General features: G+C 64.0%; 19 protein-coding genes. 11 read left to right on the top strand and 8 right to left on the bottom strand.

Annotated elements, in window-relative coordinates; translation table 11 throughout:
- Positions 1 to 95 precede the first annotated feature (95 nt).
- Together JQ586_RS28785 and JQ586_RS28780 are read left to right on the top strand one after the other, a co-directional pair.
- Complete coding sequence (locus JQ586_RS28785) at positions 96 to 425, top strand: DUF6949 family protein (RefSeq protein ID WP_212398000.1); 330 nt, start codon at positions 96 to 98, stop codon at positions 423 to 425.
- 71 nt (positions 426 to 496) lie between these two features.
- Positions 497 to 1,027, top strand: coding sequence for a gamma carbonic anhydrase family protein (locus tag JQ586_RS28780; protein WP_212397999.1), 531 nt, complete (start codon positions 497 to 499; stop codon positions 1,025 to 1,027).
- A 6-nt stretch (positions 1,028 to 1,033) separates the two neighbouring features.
- Here JQ586_RS28780 and JQ586_RS28775 read toward each other — a convergent pair whose 3' ends face one another.
- Positions 1,034 to 1,348: a hypothetical protein gene (locus tag JQ586_RS28775; RefSeq protein WP_409411025.1), complete on the bottom strand. Its 315-nt coding sequence runs from the start codon at positions 1,346 to 1,348 to the stop codon at positions 1,034 to 1,036.
- On the opposite strand from JQ586_RS28775, the gene JQ586_RS28770 reads away from it, so the two are divergent.
- Together JQ586_RS28770 and JQ586_RS28765 are read left to right on the top strand one after the other, a co-directional pair.
- Positions 1,341 to 1,646, top strand: coding sequence for a hypothetical protein (locus tag JQ586_RS28770; protein ID WP_212398050.1), 306 nt, complete (start codon positions 1,341 to 1,343; stop codon positions 1,644 to 1,646). The two genes, JQ586_RS28775 and JQ586_RS28770, sit on opposite strands and share 8 nt — an antisense overlap.
- 142 nt (positions 1,647 to 1,788) lie before the next feature.
- On the top strand, positions 1,789 to 2,295 hold the full coding sequence (locus JQ586_RS28765) for a hypothetical protein (protein WP_212397998.1): 507 nt from the start codon (positions 1,789 to 1,791) through the stop codon (positions 2,293 to 2,295).
- Between the two features lie 150 nt (positions 2,296 to 2,445).
- On the opposite strand, the gene JQ586_RS28760 is transcribed toward JQ586_RS28765, so the two are convergent.
- Positions 2,446 to 3,240, bottom strand: a complete 795-nt coding sequence (locus tag JQ586_RS28760) for a dienelactone hydrolase family protein (protein ID WP_249148274.1) — start codon at positions 3,238 to 3,240, stop codon at positions 2,446 to 2,448.
- A 442-nt stretch (positions 3,241 to 3,682) separates the two neighbouring features.
- The gene (locus JQ586_RS28755) at positions 3,683 to 4,174 is read right to left on the bottom strand and encodes a hypothetical protein (protein WP_212398045.1); all 492 of its coding nucleotides are present in this window, start codon (positions 4,172 to 4,174) and stop codon (positions 3,683 to 3,685) included.
- Positions 4,175 to 4,408: 234 nt separating this feature from the next.
- On the opposite strand from JQ586_RS28755, the gene JQ586_RS28750 reads away from it, so the two are divergent.
- Both JQ586_RS28750 and JQ586_RS28745 read left to right on the top strand, forming a co-directional pair.
- Positions 4,409 to 4,819, top strand: a complete 411-nt coding sequence (locus JQ586_RS28750) for a hypothetical protein (protein WP_212397997.1) — start codon at positions 4,409 to 4,411, stop codon at positions 4,817 to 4,819.
- A 383-nt stretch (positions 4,820 to 5,202) separates the two neighbouring features.
- Positions 5,203 to 8,397: an efflux RND transporter permease subunit gene (locus JQ586_RS28745; RefSeq protein WP_212397996.1), complete on the top strand. Its 3,195-nt coding sequence runs from the start codon at positions 5,203 to 5,205 to the stop codon at positions 8,395 to 8,397.
- A gap of 107 nt (positions 8,398 to 8,504) precedes the next feature.
- Here the strand turns inward: JQ586_RS28745 and JQ586_RS28740 are convergent, their stop codons facing one another.
- Positions 8,505 to 9,182: a hypothetical protein gene (locus JQ586_RS28740; RefSeq protein WP_212397995.1), complete on the bottom strand. Its 678-nt coding sequence runs from the start codon at positions 9,180 to 9,182 to the stop codon at positions 8,505 to 8,507.
- 236 nt (positions 9,183 to 9,418) lie between these two features.
- On the opposite strand from JQ586_RS28740, the gene JQ586_RS41355 reads away from it, so the two are divergent.
- The gene (locus JQ586_RS41355; RefSeq protein WP_212397994.1) at positions 9,419 to 10,822 is read left to right on the top strand and encodes an adenylate/guanylate cyclase domain-containing protein; all 1,404 of its coding nucleotides are present in this window, start codon (positions 9,419 to 9,421) and stop codon (positions 10,820 to 10,822) included.
- Positions 10,823 to 11,603: 781 nt separating this feature from the next.
- Here the strand turns inward: JQ586_RS41355 and JQ586_RS28730 are convergent.
- The 3 genes from JQ586_RS28730 to JQ586_RS28720 all read right to left on the bottom strand — a co-directional run bounded on the left by JQ586_RS28730 (position 11,604) and on the right by JQ586_RS28720 (position 13,834).
- The gene (locus JQ586_RS28730) at positions 11,604 to 12,065 is read right to left on the bottom strand and encodes a GNAT family N-acetyltransferase (RefSeq protein ID WP_212397993.1); all 462 of its coding nucleotides are present in this window, start codon (positions 12,063 to 12,065) and stop codon (positions 11,604 to 11,606) included.
- Between the two features lie 202 nt (positions 12,066 to 12,267).
- A complete protein-coding gene (locus JQ586_RS28725) occupies positions 12,268 to 12,882 on the bottom strand; it encodes a transglutaminase-like cysteine peptidase (protein ID WP_212397992.1) in 615 nt (204 codons plus the stop codon).
- A 334-nt stretch (positions 12,883 to 13,216) separates the two neighbouring features.
- Positions 13,217 to 13,834 (bottom strand): PilZ domain-containing protein, encoded by a 618-nt coding sequence (locus tag JQ586_RS28720; RefSeq protein WP_212397991.1) that lies wholly within the window; start codon positions 13,832 to 13,834, stop codon positions 13,217 to 13,219.
- A gap of 255 nt (positions 13,835 to 14,089) precedes the next feature.
- Between JQ586_RS28720 and JQ586_RS28715 the strand changes: the two genes are divergently transcribed.
- From JQ586_RS28715 to JQ586_RS28700, 4 genes are all read left to right on the top strand, one after another.
- The gene (locus tag JQ586_RS28715; RefSeq protein ID WP_249148272.1) at positions 14,090 to 15,070 is read left to right on the top strand and encodes an MBL fold metallo-hydrolase; all 981 of its coding nucleotides are present in this window, start codon (positions 14,090 to 14,092) and stop codon (positions 15,068 to 15,070) included.
- Positions 15,071 to 15,108: 38 nt separating this feature from the next.
- Positions 15,109 to 16,260 (top strand): zinc-binding dehydrogenase, encoded by a 1,152-nt coding sequence (locus tag JQ586_RS28710; RefSeq protein WP_212397990.1) that lies wholly within the window; start codon positions 15,109 to 15,111, stop codon positions 16,258 to 16,260.
- A gap of 92 nt (positions 16,261 to 16,352) precedes the next feature.
- Positions 16,353 to 18,275: a patatin-like phospholipase family protein gene (locus JQ586_RS28705; protein ID WP_212397989.1), complete on the top strand. Its 1,923-nt coding sequence runs from the start codon at positions 16,353 to 16,355 to the stop codon at positions 18,273 to 18,275.
- Positions 18,276 to 18,380: 105 nt separating this feature from the next.
- Complete coding sequence (locus JQ586_RS28700) at positions 18,381 to 19,520, top strand: amidohydrolase/deacetylase family metallohydrolase (RefSeq protein WP_212397988.1); 1,140 nt, start codon at positions 18,381 to 18,383, stop codon at positions 19,518 to 19,520.
- A 22-nt stretch (positions 19,521 to 19,542) separates the two neighbouring features.
- Here the strand turns inward: JQ586_RS28700 and JQ586_RS28695 are convergent, their stop codons facing one another.
- The gene (locus JQ586_RS28695) at positions 19,543 to 20,397 is read right to left on the bottom strand and encodes a transglutaminase-like domain-containing protein (protein WP_212397987.1); all 855 of its coding nucleotides are present in this window, start codon (positions 20,395 to 20,397) and stop codon (positions 19,543 to 19,545) included.
- Between the last annotated feature and the right edge of the window lie 131 nt (positions 20,398 to 20,528).

Here is a 20,528-nt window from a genome sequence, read left to right as displayed (position 1 = left end):
GAACCTGCCGATTAACCCTTTCTTAAGGATGATGTGGCGGCGGGCCGGGATTTTTGCGAAGCAGGGTGGCTGTCTGTTGCGTAGCGGAAGTTCCAATGTCGCCCGAAGCCCTGAATTCCCTGTTCTCGCTCTGCATTGGTTTTGCCCTCGCCGGTGCGCTCGCCAGCGGTTACCAGGCGATGGCCGAGCGCCCCGCCGGCTTCGGGCTGCTGCACGAAGGCGTCGCACCGAAGACCTTCGCCGCGGTGCCGTTTCTGGTCTTCGCCGCGCCCTTCATCATCATGCGCAACACGCTGCGCGGCACCCGCATCGAGCGCCGCCGCTTCGAATTCGTGATGATGGCGACGATCATCGCGGGTTTCTGGAGCCTGATGTCCGGCACCTTCTTCGTGATTACGCTGCGCGCCGCCGGCCTGCTCGCCTGAGCGGATCATCCACCTCGCTTGAAAGCAAGCGGGCCGCTGTGCCAAGGTCTTCATGATTTAAGGAGACTTTCATGGCGATCTACGAGCTCGACGGGCAGGGCCCCGATCTTCCAGGTGACGGCAACTACTTCATCGCCGACAACGCCGTTGTGATCGGCAAGGTGCGCCTCAAGCCGCGGGCGAGCGTCTGGTTCAACGCCGTGCTCCGCGGCGACAATGAGTGGATCGAGGTCGGCGAGGGCTCCAACGTCCAGGACAATTCGACCCTGCACGTCGACCCCGGCTTTCCGCTGGTCATCGGCAACAATGTGACCATCGGCCACAATGCGATCGTACACGGCTGCACGCTGGAAGACGGCGTGCTGATCGGGATGGGATCGATCGTGATGAACGGCGCGCGCATCCGGCGCGGCAGCGTCGTCGGTGCCGGCTCGGTGATAACGGAGGGCAAGGAGTTTCCGGAATACTCGATGATCATCGGCGCGCCCGCGCGCGTGGTCCGCACGCTCAATGCCGAACAGATCGAGGCGATGACGCGGCCGGCCAAGTCCTACGTGATCCGGGGGCCGCAATATAAAACCGGCCTGAAGAAGATCGGCTGAACCTTCTTACATTTTCCTGGTGCGCTTGGGCGCGCGTCTCGGTGGCGCGCTCTCTTGCTTCGACGCATCCCCGAGCCTGGCGCTTTTGCGCAGCGCATCCTTCAGGTCGATCGGGATGCCATGCTTCTTCAGGAGATCTGCGAAGGCCTCGTCGGCCAGCTCCTGCAGGGTGGCCATCCGGTCGCGTCCAAGCTGCTTCAGCTTGTCGAACGTGTCGTCGTCGAACTCGATCATCTTGCGCAAATCGCCTTGCTCCAGTGCCTTCAGGAACTGCCTTGTTGCGGGATTGTTGATCCCGGCAAGGAGAATTCCGATGCGCAAATTATCCGCCACCGCCACGCTCGCCACAATCGCAATCCTGCTGGCGCTTCCGGCCGCCTTCGCTCAAGGCACCGGATCGGGTACGGGCACCCCTTCGACAAACAGTACGACGTCTCCGCAAGCTGCGCCGCCGCGCGGCACCAACAGCGCCGGTACCGCGCAGTCCTCCGGCAACAAGCTGAACACGGGTGAGGGCGTCACCACAGGCTCGGCGCACCCGAAGAGCGTCGACCAGGCCATCACCAACGAGAACACGTCGGTCGACCGCCGGCTGAAGGGCATTTGCCGCGGCTGTTAGGATGGCCGGGCCTGTGGTTTGATGAACGGGGGTCGCGCAGAAGTGAGCGCGACCTCCCAACGTCCGGTAAGGCATGATCTTACATTGGGTTAGCATATTGGACGCGATGACGCGTCGGAGGTTTAAAGAGGAGTGACGAGTGATGTTGCGTAAGACGATGATTGCCTTGATGGCGACTGCCGCGGCTGGCTTGCTCTCGGTCGATACCGCTTCCGCTCGGGGCGGATTTGGTGGCGGCGGCTTCCATGGCGGCGGGTTTGGCGGCGGTGGTTTCCACGGCGGCGGGTTTGGCGGTGGCGGCTTCCACGGCGGTGTCGGGGGCTTCCGCGGCGGCTTTGTCGGCGCTCCGGGCATCCGGGCTGCGGGCGTGGGTGGTGCGTGGGGCGGCCACGGATGGCATGGCGGCTACTATCGCCGCGGCTTCCCGTATGCGGCCGCTGCGATCGGCTTCGGATTGGGCTACGCCGCCGTGGGTTATCCCTACGGCTATTATGACGGTTACTACGGCGATCCCTACTACGCCGGTTACGGCTACGGCTACGACGACGGGTACGGTTACGGTTACGGTGAAGGCGGATGCTACATCGTCCACCATCGGGTGATGACGCCCTATGGCTGGCGTATCCGGAACGTGCAGGTTTGCAACTGAACTGACGGTGCAGGACGGCCGGGTGCGCTGCAAGGCGTCCGCGCCGATCATCTCGTGCGCGGCAAATTGCCGGCGTGAAACGTGGTCCTGCCTGTCCCGCGGCCAGGCCAGCCACAGAACGAAAAGGCCACCGTCAGGTGGCCTTTTTGCCTATTGCTTCAGGGTTGCGGCAAACAATTTGGCTGCTTCGGCCTTTGATTCCTGATCAGCCTTGGCGTCGTATCTGAGGGGCAAGTTGAATTTCTTGCCGAGCTCGGTGGCCTCGGGGTTCGTGAACGCATGCACGGCGCCGGGATACTCGATGATCCGATAGTCGGCTTTCGCGGCGTCGAAATCCTTCTTGAGCGCGTCATACTGTTCGCGCTTCACGAACGGGTCGTCCGCGCCGTTCAGAATGAGGATTTTCGCTTTGACGGCTCCTGGCGCCGGCGCGGGCGTGTTCAGACCAAGTGTTGCGTGGAAGCCGGCGACGGCGCGGAGATCGGCGCCGGCGCGCGCCATGTTCAGCACCACCGCGCCGCCGAAGCAGTAGCCGACGGCGCCGATCCGCTGGGGATTGACCGAGGCCTGCTTGGTGAGTTGCTCCCGCGCTGCGTTGAAACGCGACTCCATCGCCTTCGGGTCCTTCATCACGGACCCCGAAAGCGCGCCGGCGTCCTTCGGATTGTCGGCGGTCTTGGCGTCGCCGTACATGTCCGCAATGAAGGCGACGTAGCCCTGCTCCGCGAATTTCCGCGCTTCATTGTGGATATGCGGGGTGATGCCCCACCATTCGTGCACCATGACGATCCCGGGCCGCTTGGCCTGGGTCGCGTCGTCGTAGACGACGAAGCCCTTCATCGTGGTCTGGCCGTCCGTGTAGGTGACCGGCTCTTCCTTGACTGCCGCGTGTGCGCTCGCGACCATCGCGATGGCGCAAAGTGCTCCCACTATGTTCGTTCGCATGCTGTCCTCCGGCGGGTTTGGCACAGCACTACATTGGCATACCACGGATTCCTGCGCTAGGCCTTCAACCCGGTGCCGGGGCCCGCGCAGGCTGCGCGTCATTTTTCATGTGCCCGGCGTCCAGCTTGAGGCCGGGCGTACCGACCTCGCGACCGAGCGGGACCAAAAAAACAAGGCCGTCGACGCAGTATACCGTCAACGACCTTGCCAGCCCCGGATATTGAAATCGGCTCACGCCATCCGGTGCTTGCACCATGACCCGGTTTCTTTTGCGGGCGTGTGAAGCAGTTCACAAAGTTCGGATTAATTCACGTTGCTGGGCTTAGGGGCTCGGGGATCGCCGCCCGCGTTCGACAAGACACCCCGAAGCCCGTGTTTTTGCGAAGATCTGCGCTCCCGAGCGCGGCAGTCGTTCGGACATACTGCGGCACCGCTCGGGATGTCAGCCGTGCGACCTGCCTCGCCGGTGGCGAGAGGTCCGGGTCGCGTTGGACCGCTTGCGCGGCGCGTCCTCCGCACTCTGGTCGCTGGTCTGGGTGCTGGCAAAGGACTGACGCAGGCTTTCGACTGCCTCGCTGAGGGCCGTGACCTGGTCGGAGAGCTTCTTGGTCTCGGCCTGCTGCGCGGCGAGCTGCCGGCGCATGGTCTGAAGCTCGTCCTGCGCCGTCTGCAACTGGTCGATCGATTCCTGCTGGGTGGCCTCAAGCCCCTTGGTCTTTTCCACCAGAGCCTCGGAAACCTGCGCTGTCTTTGCCTGCAACTGGCGGGCGGCGACTGCGCGATCGGTCTCCGGTGCGTTGCCGGGAAAGCTGCGCCACAGCGCGATCGAGCCGATGCCGAACAGCACGAGCACCAATGCGACGGCGCCGATCGCGATTGGCTGCACGCCGAGGCCGCCGATCGTTTGGGCATTCCGGGGAGCAAGTTCGACCATGCGACCAAAACCGGACATCATTTGAAAGGTTCCGCATAGCACAACCTCGACGGGGGAAAAACCCGCCGAATCAAGCGGACAGGGAGCGCGAGGCCAAAATCACCAGAAAATGCCGGTTTCCGCCCCAAACCGGGACGGTTTGCAGTGCTCTATGTGCGGCCGGCGGTCAAATCCGGTGGGTGGCCACGACCGTGTTGACGCCAAGGGCCACCCGATCCCGCTCACGGGCATGCCATGGCTTATGCAATCAAAACCGAGATATGCGATCCCAAGGCGATGACCTTCGCCTTCCCGATGCAGAAGACGATGTATGGCGGCAAGCATATCGCCCCCGGCGACGTCGTCTTCGTGTTCGCGAGCGAGAACGAGGGTGGCCAAGGCCTGGTTGGGCGCGCCGTCGTCACCTCGGCCGAACCGGTCCCGCGCAAGCCCGGCGTCGCCAGGCAAACCCCGCGTGTGAGCATCGCAGTCAGATGCGTCGCGTCGGCAAGGCAGCCATTGGGACGTAACGAGTTGAAGCGCTTCAAGGACTGGAAGGACGGAAAGCCCGAGACCGAACTCAACTTCAAATTCTATCGCCAGGCGACCAACAAGATCGTCGGCCTCTCGGACGCGACGGCCGCATTCCTCGACGGCTTTTTCTAGAGCGCTCAGGGGAGCAACAGATGAACAGGATCATCACCGGCAGAGCTGCGTTCCGTTTCGATCGGACGGAGCTCCGGACGTCTGATCTGCGGCATGGTCGCAGGCCTTCGCCGCGCCGACTGCAGATACTTGCGCTGGCAACGACCACGTTTGCGTGATCTCCACGACAGATATCGTGACGAAGAAATGGGCAAAATGCGCGATCGCGATCACTCCGCGCGCGAAACGCCGTGCCCGTTATTTCCCTGCGGAAACATTGCCGGAAAGTGATGACGATCAACTGTCGGATGAGACTTTAGTGATTGGAAAATCGGTTTCCGCAATGCCAGAAGCGCGTGGCGCGAGGTTTGCTTTGCAAGCGCGATCGATCGAGATGCGTGTGAATGAACGAGATTGTCGGCATAGCGCTGCGGCGGCCATACACCTTCGTGGTGCTGGCCCTGCTCATTCTGATCATCGGTCCGCTGGCGGCGATGCGGACGCCGACCGACATCTTCCCGGAAATTCGCATTCCCGTGATCGGCGTGGTCTGGCAGTACACCGGATTGCCGCCGGACCAGATGTCCGGCCGCATCACGACGCCGTTCGAGCGGGCGCTCACGACCACGGTCAACGACATCGAACACATCGTCGCGAATTCCTATAACGGCATCGGCATCGTCAAGATCTTCTTCCAGCCGAATGTCGACATCCGTACCGCGAACGCCCAGGTCACGGCGATCTCGCAGACGCTGCTGAAGCAATTGCCACCCGGCGCCACCCCGCCGCTGGTCCTGAACTACAACGCTTCCACCGTTCCGATCATCCAGCTCGCGCTGTCGGGCGAGGGTCTCACCGAGCAGAACCTCGCCGACATCGGCATCAACCAGCTGCGCACGCCGCTGGTCACGGTGCCCGGGGCTGCGATCCCGTATCCTTATGGCGGCAAGCAGCGGCAGATCCAGATCGACCTCGATCCGACCGCATTGCAGGCGCGCGGCCTGTCCGGCCAGGATGTCGCCAACACGCTGGCGGCGCAGAACCTGATCACGCCTGTCGGCACCGAGAAGATCGGCCAGTTCGAATACACCCTGCAGCTCAACAACTCGCCGCTGAAGATCCAGGACTTCGGCGACCTGCCGATCAAGGCCGTCAACGGTGCGATGGTCTATGTCCGCGACGTCGCCACGATCCGCGACGGCAACCCGCCGCAGACCAACATCGTCCATGTCAACGGCAACCGTTCGGTGCTGATGATGGTGCTGAAGGCGGGCTCGATCTCGACGCTCGACATCATCGACGGCATCAAGAAGAAGGTCGAGGACTTCAAGTCGTCGCTGCCTTCGGCGCTGAAGATCGATTTCGTCGGCGACCAGTCGATCTTCGTCCGCGGCGCCATCACCGGCGTCGCCCGCGAGGGCGTCATCGCCGCGCTCCTGACCAGCGTGATGATCCTGCTGTTCCTGGGCAGCTGGCGCTCGACCATCATCATCGCCACCTCGATCCCGCTTGCCGTGCTCGGCTCGATCATCATGCTGTCCGCCATCGGCGAGACGCTCAACATCATGACGCTGGGTGGTCTTGCGCTCGCGGTCGGCATTCTCGTCGACGAGGCGACGGTCACGATCGAGAACATCAATTACCATCTCGAGCAGGGCAAGCAGGTCGAGCGAGCCATCCTCGACGGCGCCAACCAGATCGTGGTGCCGGCCTTCGTCTCGCTGCTCTGCATCTGCATCGTGTTCGTGCCGATGTTCTTCCTGCAGGGCGTGGCGCGCTTCCTGTTCGTGCCGATGGCGGAAGCCGTGATGTTCGCGATGATGTGGTCGTTCATCCTGTCGCGCACGCTGGTGCCGACGATGGCGAAATACCTGCTGCATCCGCATGTGCATCATCACGACGGAGCGCCGCCCTCACGCAACCCGTTGGTCCGGTTCCAGCGCGGCTTCGAAGCCGGATTCGAGCGCATGCGCGCCGGCTACCGCGATCTGCTCGCGCTTGCGCTCGATCATCGGCCAACCTTCGTCGCGGGCTTCGTCAGCATCGTCGCGCTGTCGTTCCTGCTGGTGCCCTATCTCGGGCGAAACTTCTTTCCCTCTGTCGATGCCGGCCAGATCCTGATGCACGTGAGGACCCAGGTCGGCACCCGCGTCGAGGATTCCGCCGACCAGTTCGCAAGGATCCAGAAGGTGATCCGAACGGTGATTCCGTCCGGCGAGATCGAGACCATGACCGACAATATCGGCGTGCCGATCTCCGGCATCAACATGACCTACAACAACACCGGCCTGATCGGTTCGCAGGACGGCGACATCCAGATCAAGCTGCGGGAAGGGCACGCGCCGACCGACGGCTACATCAGGGCCTTGCGCGAACAGCTGCCGCGACTGTTCCCCGGCACGACGTTCGCGTTCCTGCCGGCCGACATCGTCAACCAGATCCTGAACTTCGGCGCGCCGGCGCCGATCGACATCGAAATCCGCGGCGCCAATCTCGACGGCAATTTCACCTATGCCAGCAATCTGCTGGAGAAGCTGCGCCACATCCCCGGCGTTGCCGATGCCCGCATCCAGCAATCGGCCCGCAACCCGACCTTCAACGTCGATGTCGACCGCACGCGCGCGCAATATGTCGGCCTGACCGAGCGCGACATCGCCAACAGCATGGTGGTGAATCTCGCCGGCAGCTCCCAGGTGGCGCCGACCTATTACCTCGATCCGAACAACGGAGTGTCCTATTCCATCGTGATGCAGACGCCGCAATATCAGCTCGACACGCTCGGCTCGCTGGAGGCGCTGCCGATGACCGCGCCCGGCGTGCAGCAGCCGGTGCTGCTCGGCGGCATCGCGAACATCACGCGTGCCAGCTCGAATGCCGTGGTGTCGCAATACGACATCCAGTCGATGGTGCAGATCTACGCCACGCCGCAGGGGCGCGACCTGGGGGCGGTTGCAGCCGATATTCGCAAGCTGATCGCGGACAACGCGAAGAGCCTGCCCAAGGGCAGCACGGTGTCGCTGGTCGGCCAGGTGCAGACCATGGAGAGCTCGTTCTCCGGCCTGCTGTTCGGACTGCTCGGCGCCATCGTCCTGATCTATCTGTTGATCGTGGTGAACTTCCAGTCGTGGTCGGATCCCTTCGTGATCGTCACCGCGTTGCCGGCGGCACTGGCCGGCATCGTCTGGGTGCTGTTCATGACCGAGACCACGCTGTCGGTGCCGGCCCTGACCGGCGCCATCATGTGCATGGGTGTCGCGACCGCCAACAGCGTGCTCGTGATCAGCTTTGCGCGCGAGCGCTATGCCGAGCTCGGCGACCCGCGCGCGGCGGCACTGGAAGCCGGCTTCGTCCGTATCCGCCCCGTCGTGATGACGGCGCTCGCGATGATCATCGGCATGCTGCCGATGGCGCTCGGCCTCGGCGAAGGCGGCGAGCAGAACGCCCCGCTCGGGCGCGCCGTGATCGGAGGCCTGATGTTCTCCACGATCGCGACCTTGATGTTCGTGCCCGTCGTCTTCAGCCTCGTGCACCGCAAGCAGGATGGGTCGTCTGCCGAGATCGTGCCGCTGGACAAGCGCCTGGCGCAGGCCGCGGAGTAGGCAAGCCGATGTTTGGCGATACGGCGGGCGTCCAGACAGCCGACAACGGCGCGGTCCGGACGTCCTGCGGACCGCGCCGAGTGGGGCTGATATCGTCGCGTTGAGAGCTAGTTGACGGGCTTCTGGGGATCGGCCGGGCGTGCCGGCGCGAGGTGCGCCGGCTTCTGTGCACTGCCGACGAGCAGCTCGGATTGGTCGCAGTTGCCAACCGGCCTGCATGCCAGCAGGATCTGAGCACCATCCTTGCAATCTGGACACGTATAAGGCCGCCGCGCCTGAGGCGCCGCCACAACGACCGGGTTCGAGCGCTGGAGACTTTGAGGATCGCGCTCGACCTGCTCCTTGAGGAGCGAGAACGCCTTCTCATGATCGGCCTCGCTGTCCGAGGTCAGCAATGGATACACGGCGACGTAGGTTTCGTGCGGGACAATGACTTCGCCGAGATCGGGCACATCCAGAAAGACAGGCTCGGGCAGTGCGATCAGCGGCGGGATTCCGATCATGCCGCCATGAAACCTCACGAACCGTTCCGGCGCGTGGCGGACCGGATTGGCGCCAAGGAGCTCGCGATGCACGGGCTGGTGCACGGTCGGCGCGCCGGGCCGGGCAACGTGCTGGGGCACGGGGACACGCGACGGCATCGAGCGAGCGACCGGCGCCGACCGGTTGACCGGGGCAGCCCTGGCCGGTGCGGAATGGATGCCGCCCGCGGCGCGCGCGAAGCAGGGCGATGCAGCCAGGAAGGTGCCGGCACAGAGCGCGGCGAACTGCAGGGTTTTGCGCATCTGGAGCACTCCACAACTCAAGTCGAGAAGTTGCTATGCGGGCATCCTTCCGCAACAAGGGGGCGCGCGCAAGACGGCCATTGAGGTGCCGTGGTCTTACGGGTACCGGTGAACCAGTGCCTGAAGCCTTCGGCCCGGGCTGATGACCTGAAACGCACCTGTCACTAGACTGATCGTTGGTTGCGACAGCCGATGTCCGCTACTGTGATGCAGCCATCCACCCGAGGAGACTGCCCGTGACCACGCTTGTCGAGCGCCTCGACTTCCCCGCCGCCTTGCGGCGTGCGCGCAGCCGGCGTGACACAGAGACTGACACTGTTCAGTTTGCGCAGGCCACGCTTGCCGCGGCGAAGCAGGAGGGCCTGCAGCTGGCGGTGCGGGCCCGCTATGTCGCGCTTGCCGTAATCGCCTGCCTGTTGCCGATTATCAACCCGGCCTGGGAACAGCTCTACTACGTGGCGATGCTGGGCCTGTTCGCGCTGATCGGCTGGGCTCAGGCCAGGGTCGGGCGGGTCGGCGTGTCGAGGCCGGAGCTTGCGCTGCTGTTCTGCGACCTTGCGCTGCTGACGGTGGTCCTTGTGGGACCGAATCCCATCGGCTCGGGGCACTGGCCGGCGGCGATGCAACTCCATTTCGGAAACTTCATCTATTTCTTTGTGCTGCTGTCGAGCGCGACCCTGGCCTATTCCTGGCGCACGGTCATCGCGGTCGGAACGTGGACCTCCGCCCTCTGGATCATCGGGGTTGCCTGGGTGTGGTGGCAGCCCGATCGCGATCCCGCGCTGACCGCCCGCGTCGCAGCAGCGATCGGCAGCGATCACAGGCTGCTGCAACTGATCTCGCCCAACTCGATCGTGTTCGGCGAGCGCATTCAGGAGATCGTCGTCTTCATGATCGCCGCGGTGACACTCGCGGTGGCGGTGCGACGCAGCAACGATCTCCTGATCAGCCATGCCGCGGTGGAGCGTGAACGCGGCAATCTTGCACGCTACTTTTCGCCGAATGTGGTCGAGGAATTATCAAGGCATGACGAGCCGCTGAAGCAGGTGCGCACGCAGAACGTCGCGGTGCTGTTCGTCGACATCGTCGGCTTCACGGCTTTTGCCGATGCGCGCACGCCGGACGAGGTCGTGCGCACCTTGCGCGAATTCCACGCGCTGATGGAGGAGGAGGTTTTCCGTCATAGCGGCACGCTGGACAAATATCTCGGCGACGGATTGATGGCGACCTTCGGGACGCCGTTCGTCGGAACAACTGACGCCATCAACGCGCTACGCTGTGCGCAGGCGATGATGACGGCGGCGGATCGATGGAACGACCGGCGCAAAGCTGCAGACGAGACGCCGCTCCGCGTCAGTTTTGGCTTGCATTATGGGCCCGTCGTACTCGGTGACATCGGGCTGACCTGTCTCGAATTTGCGGTGATCGGTTCGACCGTGAACGCCGCAAGCCGGCTCGAAGCGTTGACCCGCGTGCTCGACTGCGCGCTGGTGGTAAGCGACGATCTCGTCAGCCAGGCCAGAGCCGAACTCGACGGTGCGGAAGCGGTATTTGGCCCCCTGATGGCCCGGACCCCGCAGGCCATCCGCGGGCTCGAGCAGCCGATCGCGGTCTGGACGCAGGCACGGGCGGAGGGGTGATGGATCGCAGTGATCGCAACGGCCTCGGCGCGTTCGAGGAGGCCGCGTGAGTTCGAAGCGATCCGGCCGACGGATAGCCGGCTGGAAACTTGTCTGCCTGCGTGATTGGGTTTTCGCGTTTTTCGAACGGAGGCAACTTGATGTCCAAGGTATTGTTAGGTCTCTCCGTCGCGGTTTCAATCGGCTCGGTCGTTCTAAGTCCGAACCGCGCTGCTGCGGCCGATGCTTGGGGCTGCTCATACGATAAGTGCATAGCCTACTGCACCAAGGTCAGCGGCGGTGGGCAATGCAGCTTCTATTGCACGAGGCGCCTCAAGGAGAAGCGGCTGTCGAAGGTCTGTCCGGTGAGCTGACCGGTTACACCGTCGCGGACGGAGAAGCGCGGACGAACTCCGTACGCTCCCGATGCTATCGCCCCAAAATGGTTGCGGCCGAGCTTTGCCTCTTGGGTTTTTCGGGCTCGGACAGCAATTCGAAAACGTTGCCGCCGAACGCGACAAAGCCGGGAACATCAGTTTCCACAAAAGGAAATCACGCGACCGCATCGATGGTACCGTTGCAACGCGATGGCGGTCGGCAGAGCCTCGAGCCGCGACACGTCGAAGTCGGTTCATGCCACTCCGGCGCGCGCCGGCGGTCTTCTCTTCGTTTGAGGGCGAGGCGAGGGGATGGAAGGCAGTGTCGCTCCAAGTTCGTTGCACGTCACGGCCGACATGCGCAGTGTCGGCCCTTGGGGGTAGCCGCGAGTCCGCTAAATCGACGCGAATGACCCTGAGCGGACCTACAAGGGATCAATGAGCGATCGCTCCATGATGATCGTACGTTCGTCACCATAGTAACTGTTGCGCACGACGCTGAACCCGAGCCGCGCGTAGAAGCTTTCGGCGGTGACGGAAGACGGGACGGTCAAAGAAGGGATATTTCGGTCACGCGCAGTGCGCTCAAGTTCGGCCATCAGCAGTTTGCCGATCCCCTGGGCCTGTGCATTGGGAGCCACGAAGACCGTACGGATCACGCTCCCATCGAGGCTTGCCGTTCCGATGATGCTACCGCCAACAGTGGCGACAAAGACCGTGCGTTTATCGATCAGTTGCAGAACGGCGCTGGGACTAAAACTACGCTCGACCCTTTCGATAATCTCGTCTGTATAGTCCTTCGCGTTCGTTTCGCGCAGCGTGCGCAAAATCACCGCGCTTATTTGGTTCGCGTCAGCTTCAATCGCACGGCGGATCATGCACTGCATTAGCTCTCTCCGACGTTCAGCATTCACACCAAGTCTACGATATCGCCAAGGGCGAAGCCGAAAAGCTCAAAGGTCCGGCACTTGCATGCCCCCAAAAGGGTTGCGGCCAGGCTTTGGGGGAAGCCTGGCCGCACGCGAACCGGTCTGGGACGGGGAGGGGTGGGGATGTGACCGGGTCGCGTTTTCGATAATTCCTCTCGGCTCAGCGCGAGCTTGCAGTTGCAACGGCCGGGCGGTTGTCACCGAGCGAGACCCACACATTGGGATCGCTCTGCGACTGCCGCTTGACGAAGCGGTAGCCGGTGTCCGTCCAGGCGACGACGTTCTCGTTCTGGTTATCGAGCACGAACTCGCCCTTGTCGGTCTTCACCGTCAGCACCGCGTGGCCTTCGCCCTTCTTGTCGCGGACGACCGTGATCAACAGCGCCTCGCGCGGCCAGCCGGCATCCATCAGCATCTTGCGCTTCAGGAGCACGTAGTCCTCGCAGTCGCCGTAGCCGTCGGTCGGCAACGACCATTTCTCGACCACGCCCCAATGATCCATGTCGGTCATCGGCTTGATGGTCTCGTTGACCCACTTGTTGACCCGCACCAGATCGCGCCAGGCGGTCTGCGACAGCACGATGTCGCGTGGTTGCGTCGGGCCGCCGCGGCACTGGCTCGCATTCTCGGCGCAGAATTCGACCCAGCCGATCGGTGAACGCGTCACGTCACCCAGGCTGGCGTAGAGCACGTCGCCGGCCTTCGCCGACACGCAAGTCGCAAGCAGGATGGCGGCTACCGCCAGTCCCTTCCCCTGTCCCCTGAAACCAGACATCGTGGCCCCCGTTCTTCTTGTTGGGACCATGTCTCGCACAAAGGATTTGCGCCGCCGCTAAGTATGTAAAGTTGATTTGACGCGAATACTGGTAAAAGCTGCCGCGAATTCGAACTATACTTGACTCAAATTCGCGTAAAATTTGAAACGACTGCAGTTGATTCAAATTTTAGGAATTAACGTGCGAAAGCACTGTGGCAGTACGGTTTGCCGCAGCCAGGCGTCCCGCCGTTAACCGCGAAGCGGCGGCGCCAAACGCGGCGAAGGCGGCGTCCGGAATGCCGGAAGCCGCCTTCTGGGGCCGAAATTCAGGGGTTTTGCGCCGCCGGACGCTTTACCTGGCGGTAACGCTCTCTTCGAGCGTTTCCGCGGCCTGCTCGTGGACGAACTCGAGCGCGAAGCCTTCCTCGAGGTTTCGCACCACGCGAGCCTGCACCTTGCCGAGCATGACCAGCGATTTCAGCGGCGGGCGGTTCTCGGCAGCGATGGCGGCGCCCGAAAGCGAAAGGTCGATGATCCGGCAGGTCATCCGCGTGCCGTCCTCCTGGGTCAACAGGGCGATCGGGTTGCGCGGCACGATACGGTCGTGGCGGCGATCTTCCGGCAGATTGAGGATGTCGCGATTGGCGAGCCAGGTCAGCTGGGCGGCGAGCTTGTCGCGCTTGCGCGCGGTGGCGCCGATCGTCATCGCAAAGCCGTTGTCGATGATGCGGGTGATGCGGCCCTCGACCCGGCCGATATGGTCGAGATAGGCGATCACGCGGTCGCCGACATTGCCGATGCCCGGCGCCAGCAGGGCGAGGCCGCCAGGCGACATGTTAATAATCTGGCAAGGAAATTCGCGCCGGTCGGGCAGCATGTAGCGGCCGAGCAGGTGGACTTTCACGCGCTGGAAGCGCCGTCGCTCCTCGGCAACGGGGATAACGGAAGTTTTCTTCTGTGCAAACGACATCACCGCAACCCGAGCACCGGCCTTCGCCGAACGACCCTACGGCTGATAGGGTTAACGAGGCGTTACCGGGGGCTGCAAGAAGAGTGGGCAGAGTCCTGCGGTTGAGCGACGCAGGGTTGAAGATCACGTGACTGCCACCGGGGATCGCCATCCCTGACATATCGTCTGAAGACCATGACATCACGGCGGCATTCTCCTAAGTTCGGCGGCGCCAAACGGCTGATGATTAACAAAGGCTGAAGGCGGGAGGACGAAATGGTGGGTCTCAAGCCGGTCGCGTTGCTGATCGCAACGCTTGTTTGCGCCGCGAGCGCTCGCGCTGCCGAGATGCGGGTGACGCTGCTCGGTACCGGCACGCCGACGCCTCGGCTATCTGCGTTCAGCGCCTCGACCCTGGTGGAAGCGGGGCCGGAGAAGCTGATCTTCGATTTCGGCCGCGGCTCGACCATCCGCCTGTTCCAGAAGAAGATCCCGATCGGCACGATCACCGCGCATTTCATCACCCATCTGCACTCCGACCATGTGGTGGGCCTGCCGGACATGTGGCTCACGGGATGGATCGGCACGCCGTTCGGCTCGCGCAAGACGCCGATGGTGATCTTCGGGCCGAAGGGCACGGTCGCGATGACGGAGAACCTCACCAGGGCGTTCTCCGAGGACATCCGCATCCGCATCGCCGACGAGGGCTATTCGCCGGCAGGTGTCGCGTTCGATGCGAAGGACGTCGAGCCCGGTCCGGTCTACGAGAAGAACGGCGTCAAGGTCAGCGCGATCGAGGTCAATCATGGAGAGAAGATCAAGCCGTCGTTCGGATACGTCGTCGAATATGACGGGAAGAAGGTGGTGCTGTCGGGAGACACCAAGCCCGACGAGCGCGTGGTGAAGGCAGCTGATGGCGCCGACCTGCTGATCCACGAAGTCGCGGTGATCGATCCGGACCTCTTCAAGGCCTATCCGAACTATCGCGCGATCGAGAACCACCACACCTCGCCCGAGGAGGCCGGCAAGATCTTCACACAGGCGAAGCCGAAGCTTGCGGTCTATTCGCACATCGTGTTCGCCAGCCAACCGCCGACCCAGGACGTGCCGGAGGATGCGCTGCTCCAGCGCACGCGCACGACCTATCAGGGACCGCTCGTGATCGGGCGCGACCTGATGTCGTTCGTGATCTCCGATCACGTCGAGAGCTTTGCGCCCGACGGCAGCCCGATGAAGCCGCTCACCACGGACAAGTGACCGGAGCTTTCAACGAGAAGAACGAGGGAGAACAGGCAATGCAGCAGATCCGCGTATGCACCCATGAGGGGCCCGGCGCAAAGCCCGTGATCCGCACCGTGCCGTGGCCCAAGGTCGGCAAGAAGGCGGCGCTGATCAAGGTCGGGGCCTGCGGCGTCTGCGGCACCGATCTGCACATCCTCAAGGGGCACTGGCCGAAGCCGCTGCCATGGCCGTTCACGCTCGGCCACGAGCTCGGCGGCGTGATCGTCGAATGCGGTCCCGAATTCTCCGAGGACTTCATGAGCAAGCCGCTTCAGGTCGGCTCCAGGGTGATGATCCCGCCCTTGATGCCATGCGGCCGCTGCTATTATTGCATCCATTATCCGCAGAGCGCCAACAAGTGCCTGACGCCGGTCTATTACGGCCGCTATCTCGGCTTCGACAAGCCGCCGCACATGTGGGGCGGGTGGGCCGAATATGTCTACGTCGATCTCGACATGCTGCCGGGCACCAAGATCTACAAATTGCCTGATGACATGTCGCTCAGGTTGGGCGCGCTGTCGGAACCGCTGACCTCGTGCATCCGCGCCTTCAACCGCGCCACCCGCGCCGGCGGCTTCACCTGGGGCGACACCGTCGTGATCCAGGGCTCGGGCCCGATCGGCATCCTCGCGGTCGCCGCCGCGCAGGAGATGGGCGCCGGACGCGTGATCTGCGTCGGCGCGCCGGAAACCCCGCGGCTTGCGCTCGCCCGCAAGTTCGGCGCGGAGGCGACCGTCGACATCGAGCGGCTCAAGACGCCCGAGGAACGCATAAGAACGGTGCGCGACATCGTCGGCGGCTTCGGTGCCGATCTGGTGATGGACTGCTCGGGACATCCGACCGCGGGGCCGGAAGGAATCGAGATGCTGCGCGACGGCGGCACCTATGTCGAGATGGGCCAGTTCACCGACGCCGGCTCGATCGACACGTCGTGGCATCGCATCTGCACCAAGGACCTCAATGTGCTCGGCTCCTGGGGCTTCACCGGCAACGACCTGCCGCTCGGCGTCGACATGCTCTACCGAACGCGGAGCAAATATCCCTGGCTCGACACGCAGACGATCTATCCGTTCACGGAGGAGGGGGTCGGGCAGGCGGTCGCGGACGCGATGGCGATGAAGACGGTGAAGTCGACCATCGTGCCGTGGCCCGAACTGGTGCAGTGATCCCCCCGGGGCAAGTTGTGTTGCAGTGCGGTCTCGTGCGTGTCCCCGCGATATTGCTCGCGGGGACAGCTACCCGGCGCTAACATCCCGACATGCAATCGAACGGGGTGCCGCCCACGCAGGCGACCAGCGCGACACTTGCGTGGAAAGACGTGTCGGAGGAGTTCGCGCTGTTCAGAACGCTCAGCGCGGAACAGCGATTGAGGGCCATTGGCGCAATGACCCGGCAGGATCTCGTGCGCGGTGAGCTTTTGGTCGAGCAGGGCGGATCATCGGACTCACTGTTTCTGGTGCTGCACGGTGCGCTCGCCGTGCAGAGGATCGATCATTCCGAGCCGATTGCCGAACTGCGCGCCGGCGAGCTGGTGGGCGAGATCGGCTTCTTCGCCAACATCCCGCGCACGGCCAATGTGATTGCCATCAGGGACACCAGCGTGCTGGTGTTGACGCGTGCGGCCTATGAAGCGCTGGCGCAGGAAGCGCCGGCGATCATCGAGGCGCTGCTCGCCGCGCTTGCGCAGCGCTTTGCCCGCCAAACCGCGCGCCTGATACCGAGCCGCGCGTCGCCAAAGGCGCGCACCGTCGCCCTGATCGATGGCGGCCGCGAGCCGGTGCCGGCCGGATTCGAGCAGCGGCTGCGCCGGGCGCTGGCCGCCGCGGAAGCCGAGATCGTCGACCTCGCACGGCTTCAGGCCATGTTCCCCGGGCGCACCCTTGACGCCTCCGAGATTTCCGACTGGCTCAACCAGCTCGAATACAACGCGCCGCTGGTGGTCTATTTCGGCGGTCGCGACGCATCGGAATGGGCGCGCAAGGCGATCCGGCAGGCCGACCTCGTCGTGTTCGTCTGCCGCGGCGATGCTCCCGCGCCGGTGCTGTCCGAAGTCGAAAGCTTCGCCTGTGGCGTCCATCCCGTCTCGGCGCGGCGCCTGGTCCGCGTTCATGACCGGCGTTGCAACGAGGTCAGCGGCACCGCGGCGTGGCTGGCGCGGCTGCCCTGCTTCATGCACCACCACGTCGCGCTCGAGGACCAGATCGACATCGATAGCCTGGTGCGCTTTCTCTGCGGTCGCGCGGTCGGCTTTGTCGCCGGTGGCGGCGGCAGCCTCGGCACCTCCCATGTCGGGATCTACAAGGCGTTCCGCGAGCGCGGCGCGATGTTCGACATCTTCGTCGGCACCAGCGTCGGCTCGGCGATGGCGGCCGGCTTTGCCAAGAACTACGATGCGGAGCATCTCGAGCGCGGCACCCACGAGATCTTCGTCTCCAGCCGCAGCTTTCGCCGGCCGACCTGGCCGCGCTATGCGCTGCTGGATCACAAGGCGTTCGATGCCGCGCTCGCCGATCAATACGGTCGCAACTGCCGGATCGAGGATTGCTGGCGGCCGTTCGCGGCGGTCGCGACCAATCTCTCCACCCACAGCCTCGAAGTGATCCGCACGGGCCTGCTCTGGCAGGCGGTGCGCGCATCGAGCGCGATCCCCGGCCTGCTGCCGCCGTTCTATACCAGGGACGGCGTGATGCTGGTCGACGGATGCCTCGTCGACAATGTGCCGCTGGCGCCGATGCAGCAGCTCAAGAGCGGTCCCAATCTGGTGGTCCATTTCGGCGAGCCGGCAACCGAGATGTTCGACGTCGACTATGCCGCACTGCCCGGTCGTCTCGAACTGCTTGCGACCATGCTGCTGCCGTTCGGCAAGAAAGTGCTCCCGGCCGCGCCGAGCGCCGTCAACGTGTTGTGGCGAAGCCTGGTCGCGCATCAACGCTATGACACGCTGCCGACCACGCCGCTCGACGTGGTGATGCGGCCGCCGACGCCTGATGGAATCGATGTGACGGATTTCGACCGCCATCGGGAGATTTTCCAATCGTCCTATCTCTGGGCGGGGGAAGCCATCGCTGCCCTTGAGGCGGCAAATGATCCCGCCATCGCGGCCATCATCGGGTCCATCAATGGCGCAGACAGCGCAGCAACCGCGATCGCCACCACCTCCCGCGAGGCGCTGTTCAGCTGAGCGGAGCCGCATCCTGGTTGGCCGGGCCGCATCCCCGGTTGCGCACGCCGGTGAACTTGATCATCGTGCCGCGACCGGACCTGATGAACCGACTCGGAGTAGGGAATGCCTCTTGACTTGATCCTGCGTGGCGGACGGGTGGTCGACCCGTCGCAGAAGCTCGATGCGTTGACCGATGTGGGCTTTGCGGGCGGCAAGGTGGCCGCGGTCGGACGAGGGCTGAAAGCCGATCCCGCGACCGTGGTTCGCGATGTGTCCGGACTGATCGTGACGCCGGGAATCATCGACCTGCACACGCATGTGTACTGGGGCGGCACCTCGCTCGGCATCGACGCGGAGGAATTCTGCCGCAAGTCCGGCGTCACCACGTCCGTCGACACCGGCAGCGCGGGTCCGGGCAATTTCGCCGGCTTCCGCAAGCATGTCATCGAGCCGAGCCAGGTCCGCATCCTCGCCTATCTGCACGTCTCGCATGCCGGCATCTTCGGCTTCTCCGACCGGGTGATGGTCGGCGAGAGCGAGGAGCTGCGGTTGATGAACCCGATCGAGGCCGCCCGCGTCGCCGACGAGAACCGCGACCTGATCGTCGGCATCAAGGTGCGGGTCGGCCTGTTCGCCTCGGGCACCTCTGGGGTCGTGCCGCTCGACATCGCGCTCGAGGTCGCCGAAGAGGTGGGCATGCCCCTGATGGCGCATATCGACCATCCGCCGCCGAGCTATGAGGAGGTGCTGGCGCGCTTGCGTCCGGGCGACGTGCTGACCCACGCCTTCCGCCCGTTCCCCAACACGCCGGCGACCGCGCAGGGCACGGTGAAGAAGGTGGTGCTGGAGGCGCGCGAGCGCGGCGTGCTGTTCGACATCGGCCACGGCAAGGGCTCGTTCGCCTTCAAGACCGCGCGCGCGATGCTCGCCAACGGCTTCTATCCCGACACCATCTCCTCCGACATCCATCAGCTCTGCATCGACGGCCCGGCCTTCGACCAGGTGACCACGATGTCGAAATTCCTCTGCATGGGGATGTCACTGCCCGACGTGATCGCGGCATCCACCGTCAACGCCGCGATGGCGCTGCGCCGCCCGGAGCTCGGCAGCCTCAAGCCGGGCAGCGTCGGCGACGCCACGCTGATCTCGGTCAGGGAAGGGCAGTTCGACTATGTCGATGTCGTCGGCGAACACCTGACCGGCGACCGCAAGATCGTGTCCGAAGGCGTCGTGATCGGCGGACGCTGGTGGCATCCGAATTAAGCGTCGCGGCTCTGACCGGCGCTTACAGCTCCTGCATCCGATCGAGCTCGGCGTTGAACACCACCTTCGGCACGCTGACACGCTCATCGGCGAACAACGCGCCGAGTTCGCCGGCGTGGGCATCGGGCTCGCGGCTGACGGCGGCCAGCCGGTCGAACAAGGCGAGATCGAGCTCGCTGTCCTTCCGGCGCATCGCGCCCCAGATGTCCCACGGCAGCATCTCGCGATTGTTCAGCGCGGCGATGTCGCGGATGAGGTTGCCGGCGATGAACCAGAGCCCGTGCATGTGGAGAATGCCGAAACTATCAGGGTCATTATTTCCGCTCCGGCAGAGCTGCCAGGCATCGCCGGCGATCACGAACTGATCGCGCGGGACGTTCGCCGGATCGAATGAGATCTTGAAGAGCTCGCGTTGATGCTCGTCGAGCTGCGCGTCGAACAACTGCCAGCGTTGATGCTGCTCGCTCCAATATTCCGTCACCCAATGGTCGATGTATCGGCCCTTCTCGAAATAGGCGCCGAAGCCGCAACGGGCGCGGGCAGGGATGCCGTGCGTGCGCAACATCGCGACATGGAGCAGCGTGAAATGTCGGCAGACCCCGACCTGCCGCTCGCCGGGCGCGCGTGCCGCGGATAGCGGCCGCGCGTCGCGCGCCGTGATCTCATCGAGGATCGCGTCGACCGGCCGCAGATGCGACTGGGCGCGCTGGTCGGGACCCAGCGTCACCCCGTAGGTCGGCGCAATGTGCTGATGGATCATCAGACCCTGCACGGTCTTTGCGAGCGCGCCGGGCTCGGGCGGCAAGCCTGCAAGCCGCGTGGCGTGTTGTCCGACGTCGCTCATGGCGACCGGCTTCCGGTATTGATCGAGGTTCATGCGAAGCGTCTCCTACGAACCATTGTCCGTCACCTTGCAGAGCAGGTTGCTCTGCTGTGCAGGCTGATCGCACGTTAAGTGTCCCGCCGTCCCTCCGCTTGATAGGTCTTGCCTCAATCGGCAGCTTTTCA

It is taken from the genome of Bradyrhizobium jicamae, assembly GCF_018130215.1.
GTDB classification, from domain to species: Bacteria; Pseudomonadota; Alphaproteobacteria; order Rhizobiales; family Xanthobacteraceae; genus Bradyrhizobium; species Bradyrhizobium jicamae_A.
The sequence above is the reverse complement of the archived record's forward strand: the minus strand, read 5'-3'. Positions and strand labels throughout refer to the sequence as shown.